This window comes from Ignavibacteriota bacterium (assembly GCA_016707525.1).
Lineage (GTDB): Bacteria > Bacteroidota > Ignavibacteria > UBA10030 > UBA6906 > JAGDMK01.
Window position 1 is genome coordinate 220512 of the sequence record JADJHP010000010.1, and the last position, 22516, is coordinate 243027.

The 22516-nt window shown below is 62.5% G+C and carries 19 protein-coding genes; 2 read left to right on the forward strand and 17 right to left on the reverse strand.

From position 1 onward, the window contains the following. The first annotated feature begins 59 nt into the window (after positions 1-59). Both IPI01_16450 and IPI01_16455 read left to right on the forward strand, forming a co-directional pair. Entirely contained in the window at positions 60-1112 is a 1053-nt protein-coding gene (locus IPI01_16450) for an exo-alpha-sialidase (protein ID MBK7259358.1), read from the forward strand. Next, positions 1055-2707: a hypothetical protein gene (locus IPI01_16455; protein MBK7259359.1), complete on the forward strand. Its 1653-nt coding sequence runs from the start codon at positions 1055-1057 to the stop codon at positions 2705-2707. The genes IPI01_16450 and IPI01_16455 overlap by 58 nt, the downstream gene beginning before the upstream one ends. A 160-nt stretch (positions 2708-2867) precedes the next feature. Here the strand turns inward: IPI01_16455 and IPI01_16460 are convergent, their stop codons facing one another. The 17 genes from IPI01_16460 to IPI01_16540 all read right to left on the reverse strand — a co-directional run bounded on the left by IPI01_16460 (position 2868) and on the right by IPI01_16540 (position 22422). Next, a complete protein-coding gene (locus IPI01_16460; protein MBK7259360.1) occupies positions 2868-3578 on the reverse strand; it encodes a pyridoxine 5'-phosphate synthase in 711 nt (236 codons plus the stop codon). Between the two features lie 107 nt (positions 3579-3685). After that, entirely contained in the window at positions 3686-4609 is a 924-nt protein-coding gene (locus IPI01_16465; GenBank protein MBK7259361.1) for a hypothetical protein, read from the reverse strand. Positions 4610-4681: 72 nt separating this feature from the next. Beyond that, positions 4682-5194, reverse strand: coding sequence for a BMC domain-containing protein (locus IPI01_16470; protein MBK7259362.1), 513 nt, complete (start codon positions 5192-5194; stop codon positions 4682-4684). Positions 5195-5252: 58 nt separating this feature from the next. Continuing rightward, complete coding sequence (gene eutM, locus IPI01_16475; protein MBK7259363.1) at positions 5253-5546, reverse strand: ethanolamine utilization microcompartment protein EutM; 294 nt, start codon at positions 5544-5546, stop codon at positions 5253-5255. Between the two features lie 293 nt (positions 5547-5839). Then, complete coding sequence (locus tag IPI01_16480) at positions 5840-8356, reverse strand: YfhO family protein (GenBank protein MBK7259364.1); 2517 nt, start codon at positions 8354-8356, stop codon at positions 5840-5842. A 37-nt stretch (positions 8357-8393) separates the two neighbouring features. Continuing rightward, positions 8394-9554: a glycosyltransferase gene (locus tag IPI01_16485; GenBank protein MBK7259365.1), complete on the reverse strand. Its 1161-nt coding sequence runs from the start codon at positions 9552-9554 to the stop codon at positions 8394-8396. After that, entirely contained in the window at positions 9551-10723 is a 1173-nt protein-coding gene (locus tag IPI01_16490) for a hypothetical protein (GenBank protein ID MBK7259366.1), read from the reverse strand. Before IPI01_16490 ends, IPI01_16485 begins: the two co-directional genes overlap by 4 nt. Next, positions 10720-11820 carry a glycosyltransferase family 4 protein gene (locus IPI01_16495; protein ID MBK7259367.1) on the reverse strand — a complete coding sequence of 367 codons (1101 nt, stop codon included), beginning with the start codon at positions 11818-11820 and terminating at the stop codon, positions 10720-10722. The genes IPI01_16490 and IPI01_16495 overlap by 4 nt, the downstream gene beginning before the upstream one ends. Positions 11821-11825: 5 nt before the next feature. Then, complete coding sequence (locus IPI01_16500) at positions 11826-12614, reverse strand: class I SAM-dependent methyltransferase (protein ID MBK7259368.1); 789 nt, start codon at positions 12612-12614, stop codon at positions 11826-11828. Positions 12615-12647: 33 nt separating this feature from the next. Beyond that, positions 12648-13367: a methyltransferase domain-containing protein gene (locus IPI01_16505; GenBank protein MBK7259369.1), complete on the reverse strand. Its 720-nt coding sequence runs from the start codon at positions 13365-13367 to the stop codon at positions 12648-12650. Further along, positions 13364-14128 (reverse strand): class I SAM-dependent methyltransferase, encoded by a 765-nt coding sequence (locus tag IPI01_16510; GenBank protein MBK7259370.1) that lies wholly within the window; start codon positions 14126-14128, stop codon positions 13364-13366. Before IPI01_16510 ends, IPI01_16505 begins: the two co-directional genes overlap by 4 nt. Beyond that, positions 14121-15530, reverse strand: a complete 1410-nt coding sequence (locus IPI01_16515) for an oligosaccharide flippase family protein (GenBank protein ID MBK7259371.1) — start codon at positions 15528-15530, stop codon at positions 14121-14123. The genes IPI01_16510 and IPI01_16515 overlap by 8 nt, the downstream gene beginning before the upstream one ends. Positions 15531-15804: 274 nt before the next feature. Continuing rightward, entirely contained in the window at positions 15805-18036 is a 2232-nt protein-coding gene (locus IPI01_16520) for a hypothetical protein (GenBank protein ID MBK7259372.1), read from the reverse strand. A 280-nt stretch (positions 18037-18316) separates the two neighbouring features. After that, the gene (locus IPI01_16525; GenBank protein ID MBK7259373.1) at positions 18317-19636 is read right to left on the reverse strand and encodes an oligosaccharide flippase family protein; all 1320 of its coding nucleotides are present in this window, start codon (positions 19634-19636) and stop codon (positions 18317-18319) included. 12 nt (positions 19637-19648) lie between these two features. Beyond that, on the reverse strand, positions 19649-20515 hold the full coding sequence (locus tag IPI01_16530) for a glycosyltransferase family 2 protein (GenBank protein MBK7259374.1): 867 nt from the start codon (positions 20513-20515) through the stop codon (positions 19649-19651). Beyond that, entirely contained in the window at positions 20508-21398 is an 891-nt protein-coding gene (locus tag IPI01_16535) for a class I SAM-dependent methyltransferase (GenBank protein MBK7259375.1), read from the reverse strand. Before IPI01_16535 ends, IPI01_16530 begins: the two co-directional genes overlap by 8 nt. Before the next feature lies 1 nt (position 21399). Next, positions 21400-22422 carry a glycosyltransferase gene (locus IPI01_16540; protein MBK7259376.1) on the reverse strand — a complete coding sequence of 341 codons (1023 nt, stop codon included), beginning with the start codon at positions 22420-22422 and terminating at the stop codon, positions 21400-21402. Positions 22423-22516: the final 94 nt, after the last annotated feature.

The following is a 22516-nucleotide window of genomic DNA, read 5'->3' on the forward strand; positions in this document are numbered from 1 at the left end:
GATGTCTCGAACATCTACCGCTCGACCAACAATGGGGAGTCGTGGGACGACGTTCCCCGATGCCACGATCGGTCTGGGCGGTATCCATCCTTCGGGAGACTACTACGGGAACAACGGCTGACGGCACCCTGTACAGGTCGACCGATCACGGTGCGACGTGGACCGCGCTCGAAACACCGGTGAAGTGGAGCTCCGGGTACACCACCGCCTGGGCATTCAGTCGTGACGGCGATCTCTACTTCGCGCGCGATGGCGAGGCGACGGGCATCATGCGGTCCACGGACATGGGAGCAACCTGGACCATCATCAATGAAGGCCTCACGACAACGCGCGTCATTCCGCTCCTTTGTCATCCCAATGGCTTTGTGTATGCGGGAACGAACGGCGCCGGTGTCTTCAGAACGAAGGACCCGCTGCTCACCGGTACGGCGACGCTCACGCTCCGCACGGCCGCCCGCATCGGCCAGCCTCCATACGCATCCCTGCTCCGGTACCGGCTCACGGATTCAGCGCACGTCAGTGTCAGGGAAGTGACCGCCCCGCCGGAATCAGCCGCGATATTCCCCACGCTGCTCGCCGGCGATCGGTACGGGTATACCGTTCGTCAGACCGTTGCCGGGCCCTGGCGTGATCTGTTCCTCGGCGAGAAGGGTCCGCTTGCGATCGCCGACCATGAGGTGAAGGCCGATACTCTTGTGCCTTCTACACCGTACATCACCGGTGTTGTCATGCAGATCGACAGCTCCGGCGAACTGTTGCCGCCGGGCGGCCGGCACCTGGTGTCGCCGGGGACAAAGATCCGGGTCACGGTTGACGTGAAGAATCCCGCGGCCGCGGAATCCGTCGCGGTGCGTTTGACCGCGCTCTTCGACCGCGACACCACGGGCACATCCGACCTCAGCGCGGTGTTCGATGCGGTGACCATCGCCGGGGTGAGACGAAGACAGTGTCGGCCGTGGTGCAACCCATGCGTGCGGGGGAGTACCATGCATCGGTCGGTGTCAGGGCAACCACGCCGCGCTACACGAACACCCTCACCGATGGGACGGTGTGGATGGCTCCGGTATTCAGCCTCACGACGGCATCCGGGGCGGCTCCCTGGGAGCCGTTGAACACCGGGATCAGCCATACGATCGTCATCCCCGTAGCAGCGTCGATCACCATCGGCGACGAAAACATCGTTCCGGGTGACTATCTCGGTGTCTTCCACGATTCCGCCGGCGTGCTCGTGTGTGCCGGGATGGAGCGGTGGACGGGCCAGGCGAATCTCGCGCTTGCAGCGTTCGGTGATGATCCGACGACGGCAGCCAAGGACGGGTTTGCGGCGGGCGAGACGATCCGCTGGCGTGCGTGCCGTGCGCTCACCGGCACCATCGTCCGTATGCGTGCGTCCTATGAACCGCCGTCGGGAATCGTGACGAATACCGGGACCTTCGCCCCGAACGGGATCAGTCGCATCAGTACGCTGACCGGCCCGGCGAATGAGCTGTGCCTGTCGCTCCGGCAGGGGTGGAGCCTCATTTCTCTGAACGTCCTGCCGCCCAGGATGCAGATGGACAGCCTTTTCCACGATGTTCTTTCCGATCTGGTGATCCTCAAGAACTCGCAGCAGAAGGTGTTCATCCCATCGGTGCCGGTGAACAGCATCGGGCTCTGGCAGCCGGTGGAAGGGTATCAGGTGAAATTCTCCACCGCACGCACGTTGTGCATCGGTGGCGAACAGATCGATCCCCCGCAGGTGACCGTGCCGATGCCGCAGGGTTGGAGTTACATCCCGTATCTGCGGGAGACCGACATGCCGGTCACCGCTGTCCTGAGTGGGGTCTCTTCCGATGTCGTCATCATGAAGGACCAGGATGGCAAGGTCTATGCACCGGCGGTCGGATTGAATGCCATCGGGACCATGAAGCCCGGACAGGCCTATCAGATCAAGATGAACGCTGCGCGTTCCCTGGTGTACCCCGCAGCGGTGCCACCGGAAAGCAGACCCGACGGACCGCTCTCCATGAGCAACGTTGCCAGGGTCTCTGTCGCCCCGTGGGCATTCACGAACACGGGTACAAGCCACACGGTGATCGTCCTGCTGAGTGCGGTCTCCGCCGGGAATGGGCTTCCCCTTGCCGCGGGTGATCTCATCGGATTCTTCTACGACTCGCTGGGCACCGAAGCCTGTGCGGGGTATGAGACGTGGACAGGCACGGGTCCGATCGGCGTGCCTGTCTTCGGCGACGATCCGACGACGCAGGTGAAAGATGGCTATGTCACCGGAGAGCCGCTCAAGGTCAGGGTCTGGTTGACGCAGCAGAACAGGGGCGCCATGGCGCTGCCGGTATTCCTTGCAACCGGTTCTCTCAGCGGACTGGTGACCGATACGACGATGTTCGTGCCCAATGGCATCAGCGCGCTGAGTGCGCTCAAGGGATCGGGCGGCACGGGTGTCGGTGAGACGTCCCGTCCGGGGTCGTTCGCGCTCGATCAGAACTACCCGAATCCGTTCAACCCCTCGACCGTGATCCCGTATGCGCTCGGCGCCCGTGCCCATGTGCGTCTGAGCGTGATCTCCCCGCTCGGGCAGGAAATGCGTGTGCTCGTGGACCAGTATCAGGAAGCGGGGAGTACCGGACGAACTTCGATGCCGCGGGGCTGGCGTCGGGGATGTACTTCTACCGGCTCAGAGCCGGGGAATACACGGCAACGCGGAGGTTGATGTTGGTCCGGTAGAGCCGGGAGCTTCCTGGCCACGAAGCATCGCAGGGCCATCGCATACCAACAGAAGCCCGGCATCGGGGAGATGCCGGGCTCGACCGCTCAGGTGCACTCGCCGGGGGGAGCGAAGTGCGAACGGTCAGGTGAAACGTGACTTCCCGCTAGCGCGTCAACGCGATCATTTCCCGTACCGCCCGGTCCAGCCCTACGAAGACCGCGCGGGAGATGATGGAGTGTCCGATGCTCACCTCGTCGATCTCGGTGACGGACCGGAAGGGGATCATGTTGAGGTAGTTCAGTCCGTGCCCCGCATTCACGCCCATGCCGAGTTCCTTTGCGCGGCGTGCCGCGGTACGTACCACTTCGAGCAATTCCAACTGCTCATGTTCCGTGCGCGCATTCGCGTACTCGCCCGTATGGATCTCGATCTTGTCCGCCTCACATTCCGCGGCGGCGTCCACCTGTTCCAGCACGGGATCGATGAACAGGCTCACCTCGATGTCGTGCCGGTGCATCTCCGCGATCACCGCGCGCAGATGGTGCATGTGTCCGAGCACATCGAGCCCGCCTTCGGTGGTCAGTTCCTGACGCCGTTCGGGAACGAAGGTCACGAGTTCGGGGAGTGTCTCGATGGCGATCTTCACGATCTCATCGGTGGCTGCCATCTCGAGGTCCAGCTTGGTCTTCACCGTTTCACGGAGGATGCGCAGGTCGCGGTCGTTGATATGGCGCCGGTCCTCGCGGAGATGGCACACGATGCCGTCGGCGCCGGCCAGTTCACAGACATGCGCCGCCGTGACGGGATCGGGTTCCAGTCCCCCCCGGGCTTCACGCAATGTCGCGATGTGGTCGATGTTGATGCACAATCTCATGGTACTGCCCTCCGTTGACAATTTCTCCCCTCTTCTGCCTTTTACCTTCTTCCTTCTGCCCTCGCCCTTCTGCCGTCTCTCCTCTCCGCTCTTCCTTCTACCGTTCTTTACAGTCTCTTCCTCACGATGTACTGCAGCTTTTCCGGATGATGCGTCACCACCTGGATGCCCGCGGGCGGGTAGACGTCCGGCAGGATCGTGCCGGAGGTATCGGCCATGATGGCCTCGAATTGCACTACGACCCGGAAGTCCACGGGCATCAGGCTTGCAAGCTGACGGATCCCTCCGCGTGCCACCACTTCCATCTTCGGCGGTATGAAGATGACCTCGCGATTAGCGGGGGTGCCGGTGATCTCCACCGGGAGGCCGCTGAACACCTTCTCGGCGAACGGCTGCACGTTGATGCGCACCAGGAGTTCCGGCGGGATGCACTGCACGGCGGGGCCGTCGCCGCGGGCGACGTTGATCGTGGCTTCGACCGGTCCTTTGACATCCGTGAACGCTACACGCGCCGTGCGCCATTCGCTGATCCGGCGCACGACCGTTTCCGCGCCGGTGATCGTCACACTGTCGGGGATGAGCAGCGCTGGCCCAACCTGTCCGTAGCCCTCGCGGAACGTGAGGGCGATATCGGGAACGAGGGGTACGCGTTTCGACGAGACGCGGTCCAGCCATACGACGACCGTATCGGGGATCGTGCGGAGCACCTGGATGCCGGGGGAGAGCGTGACGCGTTCGACGATCTGGTTGATGGTGATGATACGGTTGCCCGGCGTGAGCGACGCGAAGGGGATGTTCACGCGGATCGCGGGTCCCATCAGGAGCCCTGCCAGCCGCCACCCTTCCCCGCGCAGCCTCAGGTGGATCTGTCGCGGCACCGCGGTCTTGATCGCCATGCCCTCGGGCAGGTCCTCGACCGTGAGCGGTGCTTCCACGGTGACATTGAACTGTTCGCGGAGGGTGACGGAAAGCCAGAGGAAGGTGCCGATGAGCAGCGTGGTGAAGACGATATGAATGCGGCGACGTTTCATCAGGTGTCACTCCGTGTGTCCGGGGACAGGACGGAGAAGGGACCGCGCGTGCGCGGATCGGGGGATGCCACGTCAGCCCTTCCGGGCCTTGAGGATCTCGGTCAGGAGGGCCTGTTTGTTCGCCTTCGAGATCTGCCGTCCCTGAATGCCGAGTCCGGGGATCTCGCGTGCGATCGCTCGCAACTGGTGCACGGTCATGGCGTCCAGTTCGGCGTCGGACGCATCCGTTTGTGCGGGTGCGGCTTTCGGCGCGGCAGCCGGGGCCGGTGCTGTCTTGACGCGGGGTTGCGGTTCAGGTGCAACAGGAACGTCGGGCTGTCCGGCGAGGAGCATATCGATCTCGTCGTCCGGCCGGGGGATCACATGGGCGCTGAGCAGTTCGCCGACGCGTGCCGCTGCCTGGGCGCCTGCTTCCACGGCCACTTTCACGGCTGCGACCTCGCCGACCACTTCGATCGTGACAAGGCCTTCGCGTACCACTTCCTTACCGAGAAGCCGTACGTTCGCGGTCTTTAACATGACGTCAGCGGCTTCGACGGAACCGACGAAGCCGCGCGTCTCGATCAAGCCGAGGGCAAGTTCCATGCAGGTCGGAGGTACGCATCACGGGCGTTGCCGGCAGACCGGTACGCCCGTGTGCGAACTACTTTGCGGCCCGTTTGGGGAGGATCAGTTCCACATCCGCATGCGGACGCGGGATGACGTGGACGGAGACGAGTTCGCCGACGCGCTGTGCCGCTGCTGCACCGGCATCCGTCGCGGCCTTCACGGCACCGACATCACCACGCACCAGCACGGTCACGTAGCCGCCGCCGATGGTTTCTTTACCGATCAGGGTCACGCGTGCTGCTTTGACCATGGCATCGGCTGCTTCGATGGAACCGATAAGGCCTTTGGTTTCCACCATGCCCAGAGCATCCTGCGAATTTTCCGCCATCTGAGGGAATCTCCTGTTGTACAATGTGTCCTACAATATAGAGAAGCAAGGGGAGAGAGTCAACGCGCCATGCTCCCGCAATGCTCCCATGAAACCCCGTTTCACCCTGTAAACCGGCCCCTTCCGCGATATCTGCGGGCCATCCTGGCCGGGTTCCATGCCACGAGCTTCAGCCACGGGTTTCCAATTCCGTCGCTCAGCCCCGGGTCTGCAGCCATACTCCTCAGCCGGATCTCCGGCCAGACTACTCACAGGCTTCGATCCAACGCCTTATCACCAAGGGCTCGCCTGGCCTATTTCTTTGCTTCGGCTACACTCTTCCCTTTCACTCTCTCCCGCACCGCCGGTATCTGCCACAAGCCGATCAGGATGCAGATCAGAGCGATCGCCCAGGCCACGTTGGAGATGGTGTAGCCTGCCTTGTAGACAGGCGGATCGAAGCTGAAGACCACCGTATGCTCACCCGCGGGCACGACCACCGAACGCAGCACGGAATTGGTCCGCAGGATCTCCGTTTCGTTCCCATCGATCGTGGCCTTCCAGCCGGCGGGGTAGTACACTTCGCTCAGGACAAGGAGTGCAGCGGAGGACGTGTAGGCCTTCATCGTGATCGCGCGCGACTTGAAGTCTTCGATCGACACCCGGGCGCTGTCCGGACGCGTGCACGGCGCAGGCAGCGCGCTCTGGACGACCGCCATACGCGCGGCGTTGAAACCCGGAGCGTTCAGTGTCCCGAACACCTCGTGATCGTTCGCGGCGACAAGGACCGTGTCCACGAAGAACGCACGCGCGAGTGCAGAAGGATTCTTGTACACACCGACGCGCTTCTCCTGGTCCACGTACGCCAGAGTGAACTTATCCTCGGGCAACCGGCCACCGAAGACCAGATACTGTGCGTTCAGCATATTCACGATGTTCATATTCAGAGGGAAACTCGGGTCGGTACCCGCATAGAGGCAGGAATCCAGCATCGTCTGATAGATCTTCAGCTTCGCCGGGCTGTATCCACCGATCGACTGCAGCCCGTGATACGCGTAGGTGTTATCATTGAAGCCGTCGGCCAGCGGGAAGATGCGAAAGAGTCCGGGTTGCCCGAGGAGCCAGGTCACCGTTGCATCCGGCTTGAACCTCGCCTCCACATTCGCCTGCGGCGTGGAGGTGACGTAGTTCCCCTTGTTGATGACGATCAGCAGGTCGATCAGCAGAAGGGCGAAGACCGCGACCGTCAGCAGGGCTATCGATGCCTTCCTCTTGAGATAGAGAACAACGATGCCGAGCGATGCGGCGGCCAGGAGGACGAACTTCACGAAGTCCTTCCAGAGGGTATCGAATCGCATCTGTTTCAGTTGCGCAAGGGCCTTGTCCGCATTGGCCCCGTAGTCCCGCTGGAGTTGCGGCATCTCGTCCTCCTTCGAGAACATCGAGCCGGAGAACGATGCGAAGAGGGAACTCTTGATCACCAGTCCGATGACGAGGAGGGCGAGCAGTACACCGCCCGCGATGAGCAGCGTCCGGCTCAACTTCTCGATCCGTTCCTTCGTGACCGTCGCGGGGATCTCCAGGAGCCAATCGAGTCCGAACCCTGCCAGCACACCCACCACGAACGGGAAGAGGTGCAGGACCATCACCGGCACGCGGAACTTGTTGAAGTACGGCAGGTAGTCGAACATCGGCCCGTAAAGGAGCGGCAGGTGTTTGCCGAACGCCACGACGACCATGACGAGTGCGAGGATCCCGAAGAACCATGTGAGGCGCGTGCGATTGTATGCGAGTGCGATCCCCGCCAGTACGAGCGGGAGGACCCCGACGTAGATCGTGGACGACGTGAAGGGCATGGTGCCCCAGTAGAGTGGTGTCTGGAATCCGAAGAATCCCGGAATGAGGAGCGTGATGATCTCCTCGGGATGCCACGACCAGTTGGTGGCGTAGTCCCATGCCAGGCCGCCCGTGGAACCTGCCGTGCCGCCGCCGCGGATCGAGAACTGTGCGAATTCCTGCACCGAGAGATAGATATACGCGGAGATGCCCAGTCCGATGACCACCGCACCGGCGAACGCCGCCGTGACGATCGCGGTCTTCCCCGGTGCCGCCTTCACGTTCATGATGATATGATAGAGCAGGTATGCACCGATGACCATGAAGCCGTAGTACACGATCTGCATGTGGTTGGTGAGCGCCAGCGTGCCGATCGCCGCCGTGAGCAGACCGAAGGAGAGCAGGTCCTTCCGCTCGAACAGGAGATGCGTGAACATGAAGACGAGCGGGACGTAGCAGAGGGCCATCAGTTTCGAGCCATGCCCTTCACTGGCGAGCGCGATGTTGTACGGCCCGAGCATGAACAGGACCGCGGCGAAGAGCGCCGCCGGGCGGGAGAACTTCAGGGTGCGCATCATCATGAACATGAACACGGCGCCGAGGAAGTAATAGACCACCGCCCAGGTCCATTTGCCGTTCAGGAAGAAGAGGTTCAGTGTATGCTGGAGGACCTGCTGCACATAGCTCACGTTGTGCGGGATGTATGCCACGTTCCCGAAGGTAGGCATGCCGCTGAAGAACTGCGGCATCCAGAGCACATCCACGTTCTCGGCCTTTGCGATGCGGTTGCCGGCCTCGGTGTAGCTCAATGCCGCGGCGGTGTCGCCTTCGGAGGAGAATGCCGCGTCGTTGAAGACGACGTTCCGGAACACCACCAGCATGAGCACATAGAGCAGCCCGATACAGACAAGGTCGAGCTGGAGGGGAGAGAACCGCGCAAGGAACGAGGGCGCGGCGGCCCGTGCGGCCTGGGGTCGTTTGATCTGTTTGCTCATGATGTGTGTCCGTTGATGAACGTGAGGGGTGTCTCTGTTATCGTGTGCGCCGTGTCTTCATCGCGGCATCGATCAGTCCCGCCATGGCATCGGCCCGTGCCTGCCAGTCGTTCGCGCGCGCGAACTCCCGCAGCCGTGCTGCATCGGGGACGTCCGCCCCGCGTGCGAGCGCTGTGCGTACCTGCGCGAGGAACTCTTCCGGCGTGTGTGCGATGAACGCGAGGTGACGCAGCTTCTCCAGGTCGTCCGAAAACGCCGTGCTGACCACGGGGATGCCCGCGGCCGTATACTCGTACAGTTTCACAGGATTGACCGCCTCGGTGAGCCGGTTCCTGACGAACGGGATGATCCCCACGTTCGCTGCTGCGAGGTAGGCGGGGATGTCCGCGTGGGCACGTGCGCCAAGCACGTGCAAGTTCGTGAATTTACGGCTTGCGTTCAACCGCGCCGCACAGTCGGGGTGCACAGGGCCAACGAGCACGACGTGCACGTCCGGCAGCGACTGCAACAGGCGGTCCACCAGCCTCAGGTCGAACCAGTGCGAGATCGTGCCGACATAGATGACCACCGGCTTCCCGTCCACGGGAAGGTCCGCGGGTCGCTCTGGGGTTCCGGCGTACGACCCGGTGTTCACGCCGTTCTCAACGATCTCGATCGGTGTGGAGGTTTCCTGTGCGATCTGGCGCTGAAGCACGCCTGCGGTCACCGTGATGCGGTCGGCGAGACGGATCATGCGCCGCCAATCCTTCCGGACATACGCCGGGATGTCGACGAACCCGAATGCATCATCGATATAATCGAAGACCACTCCCGCGGGTGTGATCCGCGCGATGAGAGGTGCGAACTGGAAATTCTCGACGAAGGCAGGGGACGAACCGGGATCGATGCCGATGGATCTGCACGCGCGCTTCAGCAGCATGGACTGCACCTGTGTGAGGCACCAGCGAAGTGGCGGGATGCTGCTCAGGAGCCTCGAGGCCAGGCGGATCGGGCGGCTCCGCGCGTTGTGCGGGAATTGCGGCAGTGTGAGAAGGAACAGATCCTTTGCTTTCTGTTCGGGCTGCCACCGGCGGGGTGTGCCGAGCGTGGCCGGTTCTATCCAGAGGAGCGTGCCCCGTTCCGCAAGACGCGACGCGAGGTGCTGCGGACGCTGATACAGATGTTCCCAGGCGATATCCGAGAAGAAGAGGAGCGTCATGCCGGCCGTCCTGTTTCTTCAATGATCGTGCGGAGGAGGCCACCCACGACCTCCGGATCGAACGCGCGCCGTCCTTCCTGGATGGTCCGGCATTGCCGGAGATACCGCTCACCCGGCGGCTCAGCAGCAAGCCTGCGGACGAGGGCCTTCATCTCCTCCCCGTCCATGCACCGGTACCCGATATCGCCCAGGTCGCGTGCATACCAATCGATGAGTGGATTGCTCAGGTAGATGATGGGTTTGATGTACGAGAGCGTATCCAGGAACGTGGAGCTTGCAACGAGGCCCGACCTGTGGGTGCGGGTCGTCCAGAGTGCATACGTCAGCTGTTCCGCGCGCGACCGGTATTCCACCGGTGTCAGGATCTTCGGGCTTGCATCCGGAACGGCCGTGTAGTCCCGCTGCGGGTCGTCGGGATGATTGAGATGGCCCACCATCGAAAATTCCGCTGTGCAACCTTCCGCCTTCAGCTCGCGTGCGATCTGCACGACGAGATCGAAGCCGGGGACCGCGCTCACGCCGAAGAAGCCGAAGCGCACCGGCGCCGTGGGGCGCAGAGGCGCGGGCTCATGAGCGGCCCAGAAGGAAGGATGATCGAGTGGACGGCAGTGGGCGGCGACCTCGGGGAAGTGCGCGTTCAGGTACTCCTGGATCGGCCGCCCCGGCACAATGAACTGCAGCCCCTTCGGATGCGGTACGGAGATGGCAAGCCTGATCCCGCGCAACGCAGCGAAGCTCCGCGTACGGTCCTCGAGCCCCGCCAGCACGCTGTGCAGCACGGCCAGCACGGGAAAGGGGAATTTCCTTCTGTGGAGGATGAGTTTCACGGCGAGCGTTGCGGTATCCGTGGCCGACGTGGCGATCACCGCGCGCGCACGGGTCCGTTCCCCCTGATCCATCACCGAGCGCAGGAGGGCATATTCGGCCTTCATGCGCTTCACGGGGGCGAGGTCCCTCGGCGGGAGTTGGATGGACTGCCAGTCCACGTTCACCTCAGGCGCCGCGGATGCGAGCATGGCGCGCACATGGTCCAGATGTGTCTGTTCGGCGATGTAGATGATCGGCACACCCGGATACGCGAGCGCGGCGCTCTTGATGAGCGGGGTATTGTACTGGGCGTGCTCGAACCCGCGGCAGAGCGGCTCGATGAAGATGATCGGGCCGTTCATCCCTGCCTCCGGCCCTGAAGCGCGATGCGCAACGCCCCGAGGAATGTTGCTGCAGCTTCTTCCCAGGTGAACGTTGCAGCCTGTGCGAACCCGGCTGCGCGCAGGCGCTCCCGCAAGTGTGCATCGGTCTCGATCGACAGGAGGGCCTCCGCAAAAGAGCGCGTGTCATCCGGGTCGATGTACACGGCGGCTTCGCCGCAGACTTCCGGCAGTGAGGTCTCGCGTGTGGTGATGACCGGACAGCCGGCGGTCATGGCTTCGAGCGGCGGCAGGCCGAAGCCTTCATATTTCGAAGGATACACAAGTGCGCGTGCGCGCTGGAAGAGATGCGCGAGTGTTGGCTCGTCCACATAGCCACGTTCTTCCACGGCGCCGCGCGCCACGGCGTCCTTCACCACATCACGGAACGCTTCGGAGAAATAGTTGGGCGTGCCTGTGAGGATCAAGCGCGAAGCGATCTTCCCTTCAGCATGCAATGCAAGGAACAGCCGGACGAGCCCTTCGATCCCTTTGCGGCGGTCGTAGCCGCCCACATACACGAAGAACGGCTTGTCGTCAGGCGAGACTGCCGCCGACCGCGCCGATGCGGGCGTCATCGTAGGCCCGAACCTGATCACCACGGGCTCGTGCGGGGCGCGGAATTGCGTGACGATCTGCTGGCGCGAGTAGATGGAATCGGTGAAGACGACATCGGAGCGGTCGAGGTCCTGCTGGACCCGTGCCCGGTAGCGCACTTCGTCCCCGGGTGCGCGGAAGTATCCGGGGATGATCAGCGGCAGCACGTCGTGGATCGTGGACGCGACGATACCGGTGGTCTTCAGGTGCGGGACGTTCCCGTTCCAGGGGAACCAGGCGACATCGGCATGGCGGATGGCGCGTGGAAGGATGAGCGAACGCCAGTACTGATGGGGGACCCAGCGGCCTAGAGGGTGTGCGGTGATGCTCCCCTGGAACGTGAGACGCAGCGGCCGGCGATGGAATGCGCTGATCGTGAGGCCGGGATCGTGCGCAAGACATGCGTGCGAGAGCCCTGCCGTGACCTTGGCGATCCCGGTGGGTGGCAGCTCGAGGACCGATGCGTCGAGACCGATGTTCATGGGTGTCAGCGTTTGGTCATGAGGGCAACGGCAAGCCCTCCGGCACCGGCGTTAGCCTGGTCGTAGTAGCCGACGTACCGGAGCTCTTCCGCAGGTGCTTCCTGCCAGCCGCCCCCGTAGGTATGCCGGAAATACCAATCCTTCACTTCTGCCGTGCCCTTGCCGATGTCGAGCAGCGGCTGCCAGTTCTCACGGTCCATGTTCTTGTGTGTACCATGGTTCTCGAACTTCCCGTACGGCACGGTGATCAGTAACCGTCCGCCCGGCGCGAGGATGCGCAGCATCTCATGCACGGCCTTCGCATCCATGGCATCTGCACGGGTGAAATTCGCGGTATAGCCAGAATTGTCCATGCCAAAGTGTTCGAGCGACGAGATGCACCATATGCAATCGAAGGTGTCCGGCTCGAACGGCGTCTTCGTGATGTCACCTTTCACGGCCTGCTCGTAGAGCGGCGTGGGGTCGTAGTGCGGATCCGCGATGTCGATCCCCGTCACGCGGCGCGGTGCGGGGAGCGAGCGCAGCATGGTGGCATGGCATTCCATGATGTTCGCGTAGCCGACGTCCAGGACGCGTTTGCCGGGAACGTAGGTGAGCCGTGCGAACAGGATCTCCACCGCGCGTTCGGGCAACTTCTTGCCATAGCCGGGGGGAAGCGTCACGCCTGCCGGCCAGGAAGGCTGTCCCGCCTCATACGCTTTGGTGTATTCGCTCGTGATCATCGCCTGGATGCCGGGGCGCCCGACGAGCTTCAGGATGGGGGTGACGAGACCAGTGATCGCAACTGTCGACATACAATGATCCTTCGTTGATGCTGTACGTATGTTCTACCTGTGTGCCGCGAGCACGAAATAATTGCGCGGCATGATCCTTCCCCAGAACCGCGGGCCGGTATGGTTGAAGAACCAGCGGGACAACCGGAACACGCGTGAGTACACCGCGCCCCGCAGGCCGCCGGTGAGGATCCGTCCGGACGACGGTTCGCTCCGCATGCGCGAGCCGTAGAACCATGTGTGGCCGACGAAATAATGCGGCTGTGTCGGGACGAAGACCAGCGGCTGCAGTCCCGCGCGCCCGAGGAGCTCTTCGAGTCCCGAACGATCGTACTCGTTCACATGGCCGAATGGTTCATTCCTCATGTAGGCAGGATTGATCGCCTTGATCCACCGTTCAGAAACGCGTGAGGGGACGGTGATGACCATCCTCCCGCCGGGGGCGAGCTTTGCGGCGAGCGCCGCCAGCACCTGTTCGGCGTTGGGAAGGTGTTCCAGCACTTCCTGACAATGAATGATATCGATCGGCCCTTGCAGGGTGCCGAGGTCCGTCGCATCCAGACGCAGCGTGATGCCGGTGGCGGAAATGCCCGCACGTTGCGCTTCGGCCATCTGCCAGTCCAGCACCTTTGTATCGAAATCCAGATAGGTGATCTCTTTCGCGCCCGTGACCTCCGCGGCGGCACGGCTGAACGACGAGAAGCCCGGGCCAACGTCCAGGATCCGGCCTGCCGTGAAGCCCTGCAGATGCGTGCGGATGAGTGTCTCGATCATGAACGGCCGCCCTCTTTCCGGATCGCGAGCACGGTGATCATGCCGGTGGGCGACCGGCGTGAGTGATGCTCGACCGTATCCACCTTGAGCCAGCGGAGGATCTTGCTGGTCTTCGGGATCCAGCGCCATGCGGCGATGGGATTGAATGCATACGCCTCTGCGCCGGTGTAGCCTGCCTTCACCGCCATGCGCAGGATCCGCCCCGGACTCATATCATCTTCAAAGCCGTACTTCCATGTGCCCCGCATCTTCTGCCAGCTCTGGCGCAACTGGAACTGCCATGCGAGGCGGTTGGGGACGAGGATCAGGACCAGTCCGCCGGGTTTGCACAGCCGCACCATCTCATGGATGAGCAGCACCTTGCCTTCGTCCACGAAGTGCTCGATCACCCCGCCGTTCCAGACGAGGTCGTACACGTTCCCCGGCACATCGTTGCGCAGTGCATCCGCCAGGAACTGCTCGGGCGGGGGGAGTCCGGCGCGTTTGAATCCTTCTGCTGCCGTCGCAAGTGCCACCGGCGAGATATCGAGGAGAGCGCAATGCGCACCCTGCTGGGCGAGTGCAACGGAGGTCAGTCCGCTGCCGGAACCCACCTCGATGATCCGCTTGCCCGATGCATCGCCGAGGTGGCGGAGGATCGTTGCGAGGTTCGCACGGTTCTCGGGAAACTGCCAGTAGGCCGCTTCATCGTACGCCGCGGAGACCTTATCCCAGGTCGCAGCGACATCCCCGTGCTGATACGGTGTGTTGGTGTCAGCCATGCTGCTCTCCTTGTGACGGGGACAGTCGTTTCCAGAGGATGACGCCCGTGAGCGAAACGCCGATGATCTCATTGACCAGCAGCGCCAGTGCGGATGCCAGAGGGCCGATCTGCGGAAGAAGGATGACGTTCACGAGCACCACGGCGATCATCTGGGCAAAATTGATCTTCCAGTAGACCTTCACCATGCCCACGCTGTAGCCGATGATGCCGATGGGGGCGATGAGGATGGCGAACGCATACCGGATGCACAGCACCTGTCCGAGGAGCACGCTCCCTTCGAACGCCTTGCCGAAGAGCAGCGGTGCGAGGATCGGGACGAAGATCGCATACAGGGTGCCGAAGAAGGCGAGCACGCCGCAGAGCATGAAGGTCTTCTTCATCATCGCGCGGATCTGGTCCAGCGTGAGGTGCGACGAAGCGCGCGGCCAGAGTGCCCCGCCGATCGCCGTGAGCATGATGGCGAGGGGCGTTGCAAAGCGTGTGGCGATGTTATAGATCCCGACATCGCTCTTCGGCAGGAATGCGCCCATCAGCCAGACGTCGAGCCGCAGGATGATGAGCACGATGACGGTGGATGCAAGGTTATAGCGTGCGAAGGTTGCCGGGTCATCGCCTTCTTTCAGCGGCGTGGCCGCATCCGTTCCTGTGGACAGGGGGTTCTGCCAGACCTTGTTCCATCCTTCCGCGATGGAGCGGGGGAGCGGGTTCCTGCCGATGAGTGCGGCGCGCGGGATAGCCAGGATGAAGATCAGGGCACCGAGTGCGGCGGCGATCAGCGAGACGATGACGACGTACTGTACGGACCAGAGATGCAGCACGGCGAGGAGGACGATGCCGAACAGTGTGATGGATGTCTGGGCGACGTTGATGCTCGCATTGCGCCCGAATTTCTTCAGCGACTGGAAATAGATCGACGGGATCGACGCAAGGGCGGTGAAGATGCCCCCGATGAGTCCGATGCGCATGATGGGCGTCAGGCCGGGCGACTTCCAGAGATCCGCGATCTGGGGGGCGAAGAAGAAGAGGAGCCCGGTCGCTGCGACGGAGAGTGCCAGGCGCAGGCGGAATGCCCACCGGAGCACGGACATCTGCCCATCGGTATCGCCCACCGAGGCCGCCCGGGATGCGAAGCGGATGGCGGTCTGGCCGATCCCCAGATCGGAGAGCGAGGCGGCGACGCCGGCGAGACTCAGGATGAGAGCGAATTGGCCCATGCCCTCGGTGCCGAGGCCGCGGGCGATGAGCACGGAGGTCACGAAGGCGGCAACGACCGTGGCGACCTGCGGGATGATCAGCACGAGGACATCACGGATGCCGCGTTTGGAATCCACGACGGTGTTCGCGAGCCCTTGAAAGGCTTCCTGAACGAACGTCTGAAATTCTTTGACCGCGGCGATCAACGAAATGCCACCTTGATTGGTATGCGAAGGACTGCTGCAGGGGCAAGAGGGCCGACCGGCCCGGCGAACGCCCGGCACATACCGGCGGTCCGGACCTCTTCGGGAATGGTCCAGGAAAAAGGCGATACCGCCGGAAGAATTCACTAAGATACGCAACTGGGGAAGAAGGAACAAGAGCAGAACGGTGCTTCACGCGGTGCGGAAGCAAGGCAAAGCCTTACAGGGCAAGGAGATGGGAGATGGCGCCCCGGAGGGCGCCATCCGGAAGAGAAAGCTATTTCATGAGGATCATGGGCTGTACCAGAACCACCGATCCCGCGCGCATCCGGGTGAAGTACATGCCGCTGGGGAGGCCTGCGCCATCGAAGATGATCCGGTGCACACCCGGGGGATAGAGGGCGTCCGCCGTGACACGCACCAACTCACCGACCGCATTGTGAACATCGATGCGTACCTGTGTTGCTCCGGGAAGCGTGAACGAGATCGTGGTCGACGGGTTGAACGGGTTCGGATAGTTCGGGAGGAGGGCATATGCCGACGGGCTTCCGGCCTCCGGCACAGACGTCATCGTTCTGAAGAAGGACCGCGTCAGGCTGTATACTCCCCAGCCAAGCTGATTCCCGGCACGTACTCTCCAGTAGATACTCAAGTTCCTGGGAAAACCTGATGCCACGATCAGCGTGTCCGTCAACGTCGAGTCCACGGTCCGTTCCGTGAACGAGTAGGATGTGGACCATTCGAACCAGTATTTCGTCGCGGCCGGGGTGGCCTTCCTCCACTTGAAGCTGACCGTGTCCCTGTTGTCGGTCGCGTAGTTCAGGGGACTGACCAGTGTCACCATGCCCACAGGCGTCCCGCGCCCGAGGAGGGGGATCATCACGGAAGGTGCCCCGGGATCGTTGGTCGCAAAGGTGATCGAACCCGAATCCTGCCCGACTGCTGTCGGCGCATAGCGGATCACGATCGATGCCGTATCGCGCGGACCGATGGCAAGCTGCGATGGTTGCCAGGAGAAGACGGGAAGAGTCGTGCCAAGGGCACTCACGATGAGCGTGTCGCGGGTCCCGGCGTTGTACAGGGTCAGCCTGCGCTCCACCGTATCGCCGAGTACGACATATCCCCAGTTGATCGGTTCCGTGTTGACCAGAACGGCCGGGCCGGGGGAACCTGGGGGGTGGAGCGCTCCGCGGGTGATCGCCACGCGGTCGATCGATCCCTGGAAGTAATAGGGCAGTGAAGGGTACTCCCATCGGCCGATCGTCAGCGGCCGGTTGCTTGCGATGGGATACGGGAAGGGATCGTTCATCGGCGGTGTAACGAGCATGCCATCGACGTACAGGGAAACCGTGCGGGTGGCACGATCCCGCACCAGCGTCACGCGGTGCCAGGCTCCGTCAATGTACTGGCCGGCACTTACGAGGATGAGCAGTGTGTCCGGCGTTGCGCCGTCTTCACGGTTGCCGATGACGGCGGCCACGTTGCCGCCGCTCACGAACAATGCGTATCCCGGATCAGGAGCAAGCCCCTTCCGCAGCAGCTGCATGGCAGCACTGGATGTGCTCTTGAACCAGGCTTCCACCGTGAAGCTCTGCGAGGAGTCGAAATCGAGCGATCCGTTCTCGGCATCGTTCACGAGGATGTAATCACCGGCCCCGTTGAATGCCCGTGCCGAGCCCGATACCCCGGGAGTTATCGTCGTCCCGCTCAGGAGGCCATGGTTGTAATTCTGCGTAGAGTCAAGAAGAGTGTTGTCGGTCGGGTTGTCGAAGTTCCACAGTGCCATGAGGGGCGGGAACGCTTTCGGGTGGCGCGCATCGCGCGTGATGCGTACCTCATCCATGACGCCATCGAAGAAGTACGGGAAATCGGCATTTTCCCAACGTCCGATGGTCAGAGGCCGGTTGCTTGCGATCGAATACGGAAAAGTATCTATGACCGGTGATGCCGCCGGTTCTCCGTCAACGTAGAGGAAGATCTTCTGGATCGGACGGTCGCGGATGAGCATAGCATGGTGCCACTGTCCATCGTTGAAGGTCGCCGTGCTCGTGATGCTCAGCAGGGCATCGGGCGGCGTCCCGTCTGCCCGGTTGCCGATCATCCCGACCACGTTCCCTCCGCTGACGATGAGGGTGTACCCCGGCTCCGGCGCAAGACCTTTGCGGATGAGCTGCATCGGGTTGGATGAAGTGGTCTTGAACCAGCACTCCACCGTGAAGCTTTCGGCGGAAGAGAAGTCCAGAGATCCATTCCCCGGGTCGCCGGCGGAGATGAAATCGGATGTTCCGTTGAAGAAGCGGCCATTGCCTGCCCGCCCGGGAACAACCATCGTCCCTAGGGTCAGACCATGATTGCCGTATCCACTGACATCCTGAATGTCGCCCGGTGTCATCTCGTCAAGATGCCAGAGCGCCATCGTGTTCTGATCAGGAGTGCGCGGAATGGTGACCTGGGTGTAGGCTGAAAAGGAAAGGATCGTCATGAGACAAATGAGCGCGAGTCGTTTCATTGGTATCCCCGCTTTGTGAACATCGGAAGGAAGCAAGAACGGTGGGTCATACTATACCGGAGGGAGCATCCCCTCTTCAATGTACGGCGGGGTTCCGGGATAGTCAATCGGACGAAGCGGAACTCACGGGCTACTCCGTGGACCTCATGTGCAACTTCACGGATCTCGCGTGCTACTCCGCGGAACTCATGTGCAACTTCACAGACTTCCCGTGCAATTACGCCGATTTTACGCCAAATGCACCTGAGGCAAAGGTCGGAGTGGATACGGTGAGTGTTCGCTATCCCCGGATGCTCTGCAGGCGGCGGAGGATGAATGCCCGGATGTCGTGCCGGCGGGCCAGGACCTCGCGCACGGTGAAGGGGATGTACATCCGGACCCGTGCAAGGGCGATCCATGCCATGATATACGATGCAACGACAACGGCGATGGCGGCCCCGATGGTGCCAAGCCACGGGATGATGATGAAGTATGCGGCAAGCGAAACCGCCAGCATCTGGGCACCCAGGACGAAGCTCGCGCGCGCTTCACCGAGTCCCATGAGCACATTGGACCCGATCGCGAACGCGGGCACGGCGATCGACATCAGGCCGAAGATCTGCAGGATCAGGACCGCCTCCGGATAGCGGCCACCGTAGATGAGTCCGATCATCGGCCCGGCAAACACGATCATGCCCACCATCACCGGCACCATGCCCACGGCGGAGAAGAGCGTGGATTTCTCCACGACGACCTTCAGGGTGGAGCGTTCACCGCGCGAGGCCAGGAGCGAGACTCCGGGGAGGATGAACATCTGGATGATCTGCGTTGCCATGTCGAAGATGCGCGTGAAGATCTTCGCGGAGTTGTACACCGCCACCTGCGCCGGGCCGGTGAAGGCGGAGAGGATGAAGGTGTCGGCGCGGGAATAGACGAGATAGCTTGCGTTCCCGCCGAGCGAGTATTTCCCGTACTCCCACATGCGCAGCATCTCGTCCCGGGTGGGGCGGAGCCGCCACCGGAACAGCCGCCACGACAACGCCAGTCCGAGCAGCGATGACGCCGACAGGGAAAGGATGTTGATCATGATCAGATCTTCGGCGGTGTCGAAGAGATGCATCCGCGAATAGATCCACACCAGCAACGGTGCGCCGAGGAAATGCACGGCGTCCACCCAGAAGATGCGGGCAATGCCGAAGCGCGTCTGCAACAGGATGAGCGCCACGTTCCGGATGAGCGATGCGACCATCATGGCCGGGATATACAACAGCAATGGCGCGAGTGCGGGCGAACGCAGAACGGCGCTCATCGGTGTGCGGAAGAGAACGACCAGGAGCGAGGAGACGACGATGAATACGATGTTCAGGAGCATGCCGGCACCGATGATGCCCGCAGGATCGCCGGTATCCTCGGAAGCGAATTTCAGCATGGGCTGAAGGGCGACGGCGGTGGCGAGCCCCGAGAGTATCAGGAAGATCTCCTGGAGCAGGACGAAATTCCCGAACTCTTCTTCGGGGAGAACACGGATGACCAGCAATACGTACCCGAACCCGTAGACCACCGGCAGGGCCTTGTCCGCCATCCCCCAGAGACTCTTGCCGATATGTTTCCCGAATTCCATGGGCTGTGGTGTTTAGGAATGCGCGCGCTGATCCGTGGGACGTGCGGACCGCGTCGCGAGGATGTAGCGTGCTGCCGCGAACGCGTTCACGAGGATCGACATCCACGGGAAGGTGAACCAGTGGTACCATCGGGCATGATGCGCGAAGAAGCGGTACTGGCTGATCGCCTTGTTCCGGAGCTTGAACGACGACAGATGTCCGCCCGCGCTCACGGAAAGCTTGTGCCACACCTTCGACTTCGGTTCATACATCACGCGGTAGCCCGCCCGTTGCACGCGGAGGGACCAGTCGGCATCCTCCCCGTACATGAAATACCGGTGATCCAGCATCCCCACGCGCCTGATCACGTCCGCCGGCACCAGGATGCAGCAGCCGGTCGCATAGCCTGTCTCGCCCGCCACGTCGTACTGTCCGCGGTCCACCTCCCGGATGCCGCGGTGACTCATCGTGCCGGTCCAGAACGACACATTCCCGCCGGCGAACCAGATCGTGTCGCCGGGAGTATAATAGTAGATCTTGGGGGCCACCATGCCGCAGCGTTCGGTGGCGTTGAAACGGTCGACCAGATGCGTAATGAAGTCGGGGGCAACGGTGGTGTCATTGTTCAAAAGGAGGACGAAGTCGGTGCCTTCATCGAGCGCCACCTTCATGCCGTGGTTGTTGCCGGCGGCGAAACGCTTGTTCTCGCCGAGGGCAAGGATGCTCACGTTGGGGTACGCCGCGCGGACGGCAGGAAGCGTATCATCGTGCGAGCCGTTGTCCACCAGCAGGATGCGCATGGCGGGATAGGTCACCTTCTGCAACGACGCGAGGCAGTCGAGCGTGACCTCCCTGCCGTTCCAGTTGACGATCAGGACCGTGACGACGGGGTCAGCCATTCTTGCGCGCGAACACGTTGAGACGGTCGCCCCATTTTCCGGTGAGGCGTGTGAGGAGAGCATTCGGATACTGCATCAGTTTCTTGCCTGCCTTCTGTGCGAACGACCCCCGCATGGCGATCTCCCCGGGCGGTATCGCGCCGGCATCCAGCTGTACGATGCTGAATCCGGTCCGCTCCATGAGCGCGCGCATGCTCCCGGGCCTGTATTCGAAGAGATGATAGGGCGGCATGTGCACCGTGACGCTCTTGCCGAGGAGCGAGTACGCCGAGAACCCCAGCCGCGAGAACAGCGTGTTGGTCTGCGTGGGACAGGCGATGACGAGCAGCGCACCGGGCTTCATGATGCGGTTGATCTCGGTGAACGTGCGGCGCGGGTCGGGGAGGTGTTCGATGACATCGCCCAGGTAGACCACATCGAATGTGCTATCCGCGAACTTCCCGGCGAACACATCGCCGGTGATCACATCGAGTCCGAACCGTGTCCGTGCGAGCTGTGCGGCATCGGGCGACATTTCCACGCTCGTCACCGTGAAGCCGGCGGCCCGTGCGGAGTTCAGGAACGCGCCACCGGCGCATCCGATATCCAGCATCGATCCGCCCTGCTGGAACTCCTTGATGCGCCGGACGAGAGGCAGGTCCGTGATGTCGGCGAGCGTGGCATCATCGAACAGGCTGCCGGTGTGCCCGCAGCGGAAGTCGCCTTCGAAGTATTCTTTGGAGTAGAGCGCCGTGATCTGCTCGTCCGACAGCTGCGGGTTGAGGAAGATGATCCCGCACGTACGGCATACTGTGCCCTGCAGGCGCTGGCCTTCGTGGTCATAGCCGAACGGGAGCGCCGTGAACCGGCTGTTGCCGCAGATGAGACATGCCGTTACCTTCATGTTACCGCCCCTCCATCAGGTCACCGATCCCATCGACCAGTGCTTCCCACGTGAACCGGTGCTTGTCCCGTTTCATGTTCGCGGCGAACGCCGGACCCAGCCCTTTACTGTAGAATTCGTTGAGCGTGGCGGTGAGAGCCGGGGGGTCGTTCGGGGCAACGAGCACCCCGTGCACGCCGTCCTCCACCGCCTCCGAGAGTCCGCCCACGTCGGTGATCACGAGCGGCGTCTCGAAATGGAACGCGATCTGGGAAATGCCGCTCTGTGTCGCCGAGAGATACGGCAGCACGACCGCGTCGGCCGCGGAGAAGAAGACCGGGATCTCTTCGTTCGGGACGTACCGGCCCACCAGCGTGATGCGGTCCTGCAGTCCGAGCTGATCGATCTTCGCGCGGTACTCTTCCTCGCCGCCGTAGAACTCGCCGACCACGAGCAAACGTGTCGGCACATCCTGCGGCATCGCTGCGAACGCTTCGAGAAGGATGTGCAGCCCCTTGTAGCGACGGATGTAGCCGAAGAACAGCAGGACGCGGCTCTCCGTGATGCCGAGCTGCTTCCGCGCGGCATCCTTGCCCATCGCGTCACCGAACCCGCTGTAGATCGGATGCGGCACGAGCTTGTACACCGCCTGCGGCTTGAGCGAGAGGAGGTCTTTGAGCACGATCTTCGACTGCACGATGAAGCGGTCCGAGAACCGGAGCAGGTACCGTGTGAACAGGATGTCGCCCGGCCGGCGCTCGTGCGGGATCACGTTGTCGCATACGATCAGCACACGCGTATGGCCGTTGGAACGGGCGAGTGCGGCGATGGTGCCGAAGCACGGCCCGAAGAACGGCAACCAGTACTTGAAGATGATCAGGTCCGGACGTTCGCGGCGGATCCGCAACCCGACGCTGATCCAGTTGAACGGATTGATCGAATCCATGACCTGCGGTGCCGGCGTGTCGTGTCCCTCGCCGCCGGTCTCTTCCTGCGTTTTGCCGGGGAAGAGGAACGCCGGATACTGGCGTTTGAACGTCAGCACCGACACGTCGTGCTTTGCGCGGAGAGCGGCTACGAGCAGCGAGAGACGTAGTGCGCGATGCCGCCGCGGAGGGGGAACGCCGTGCTCAGGACGG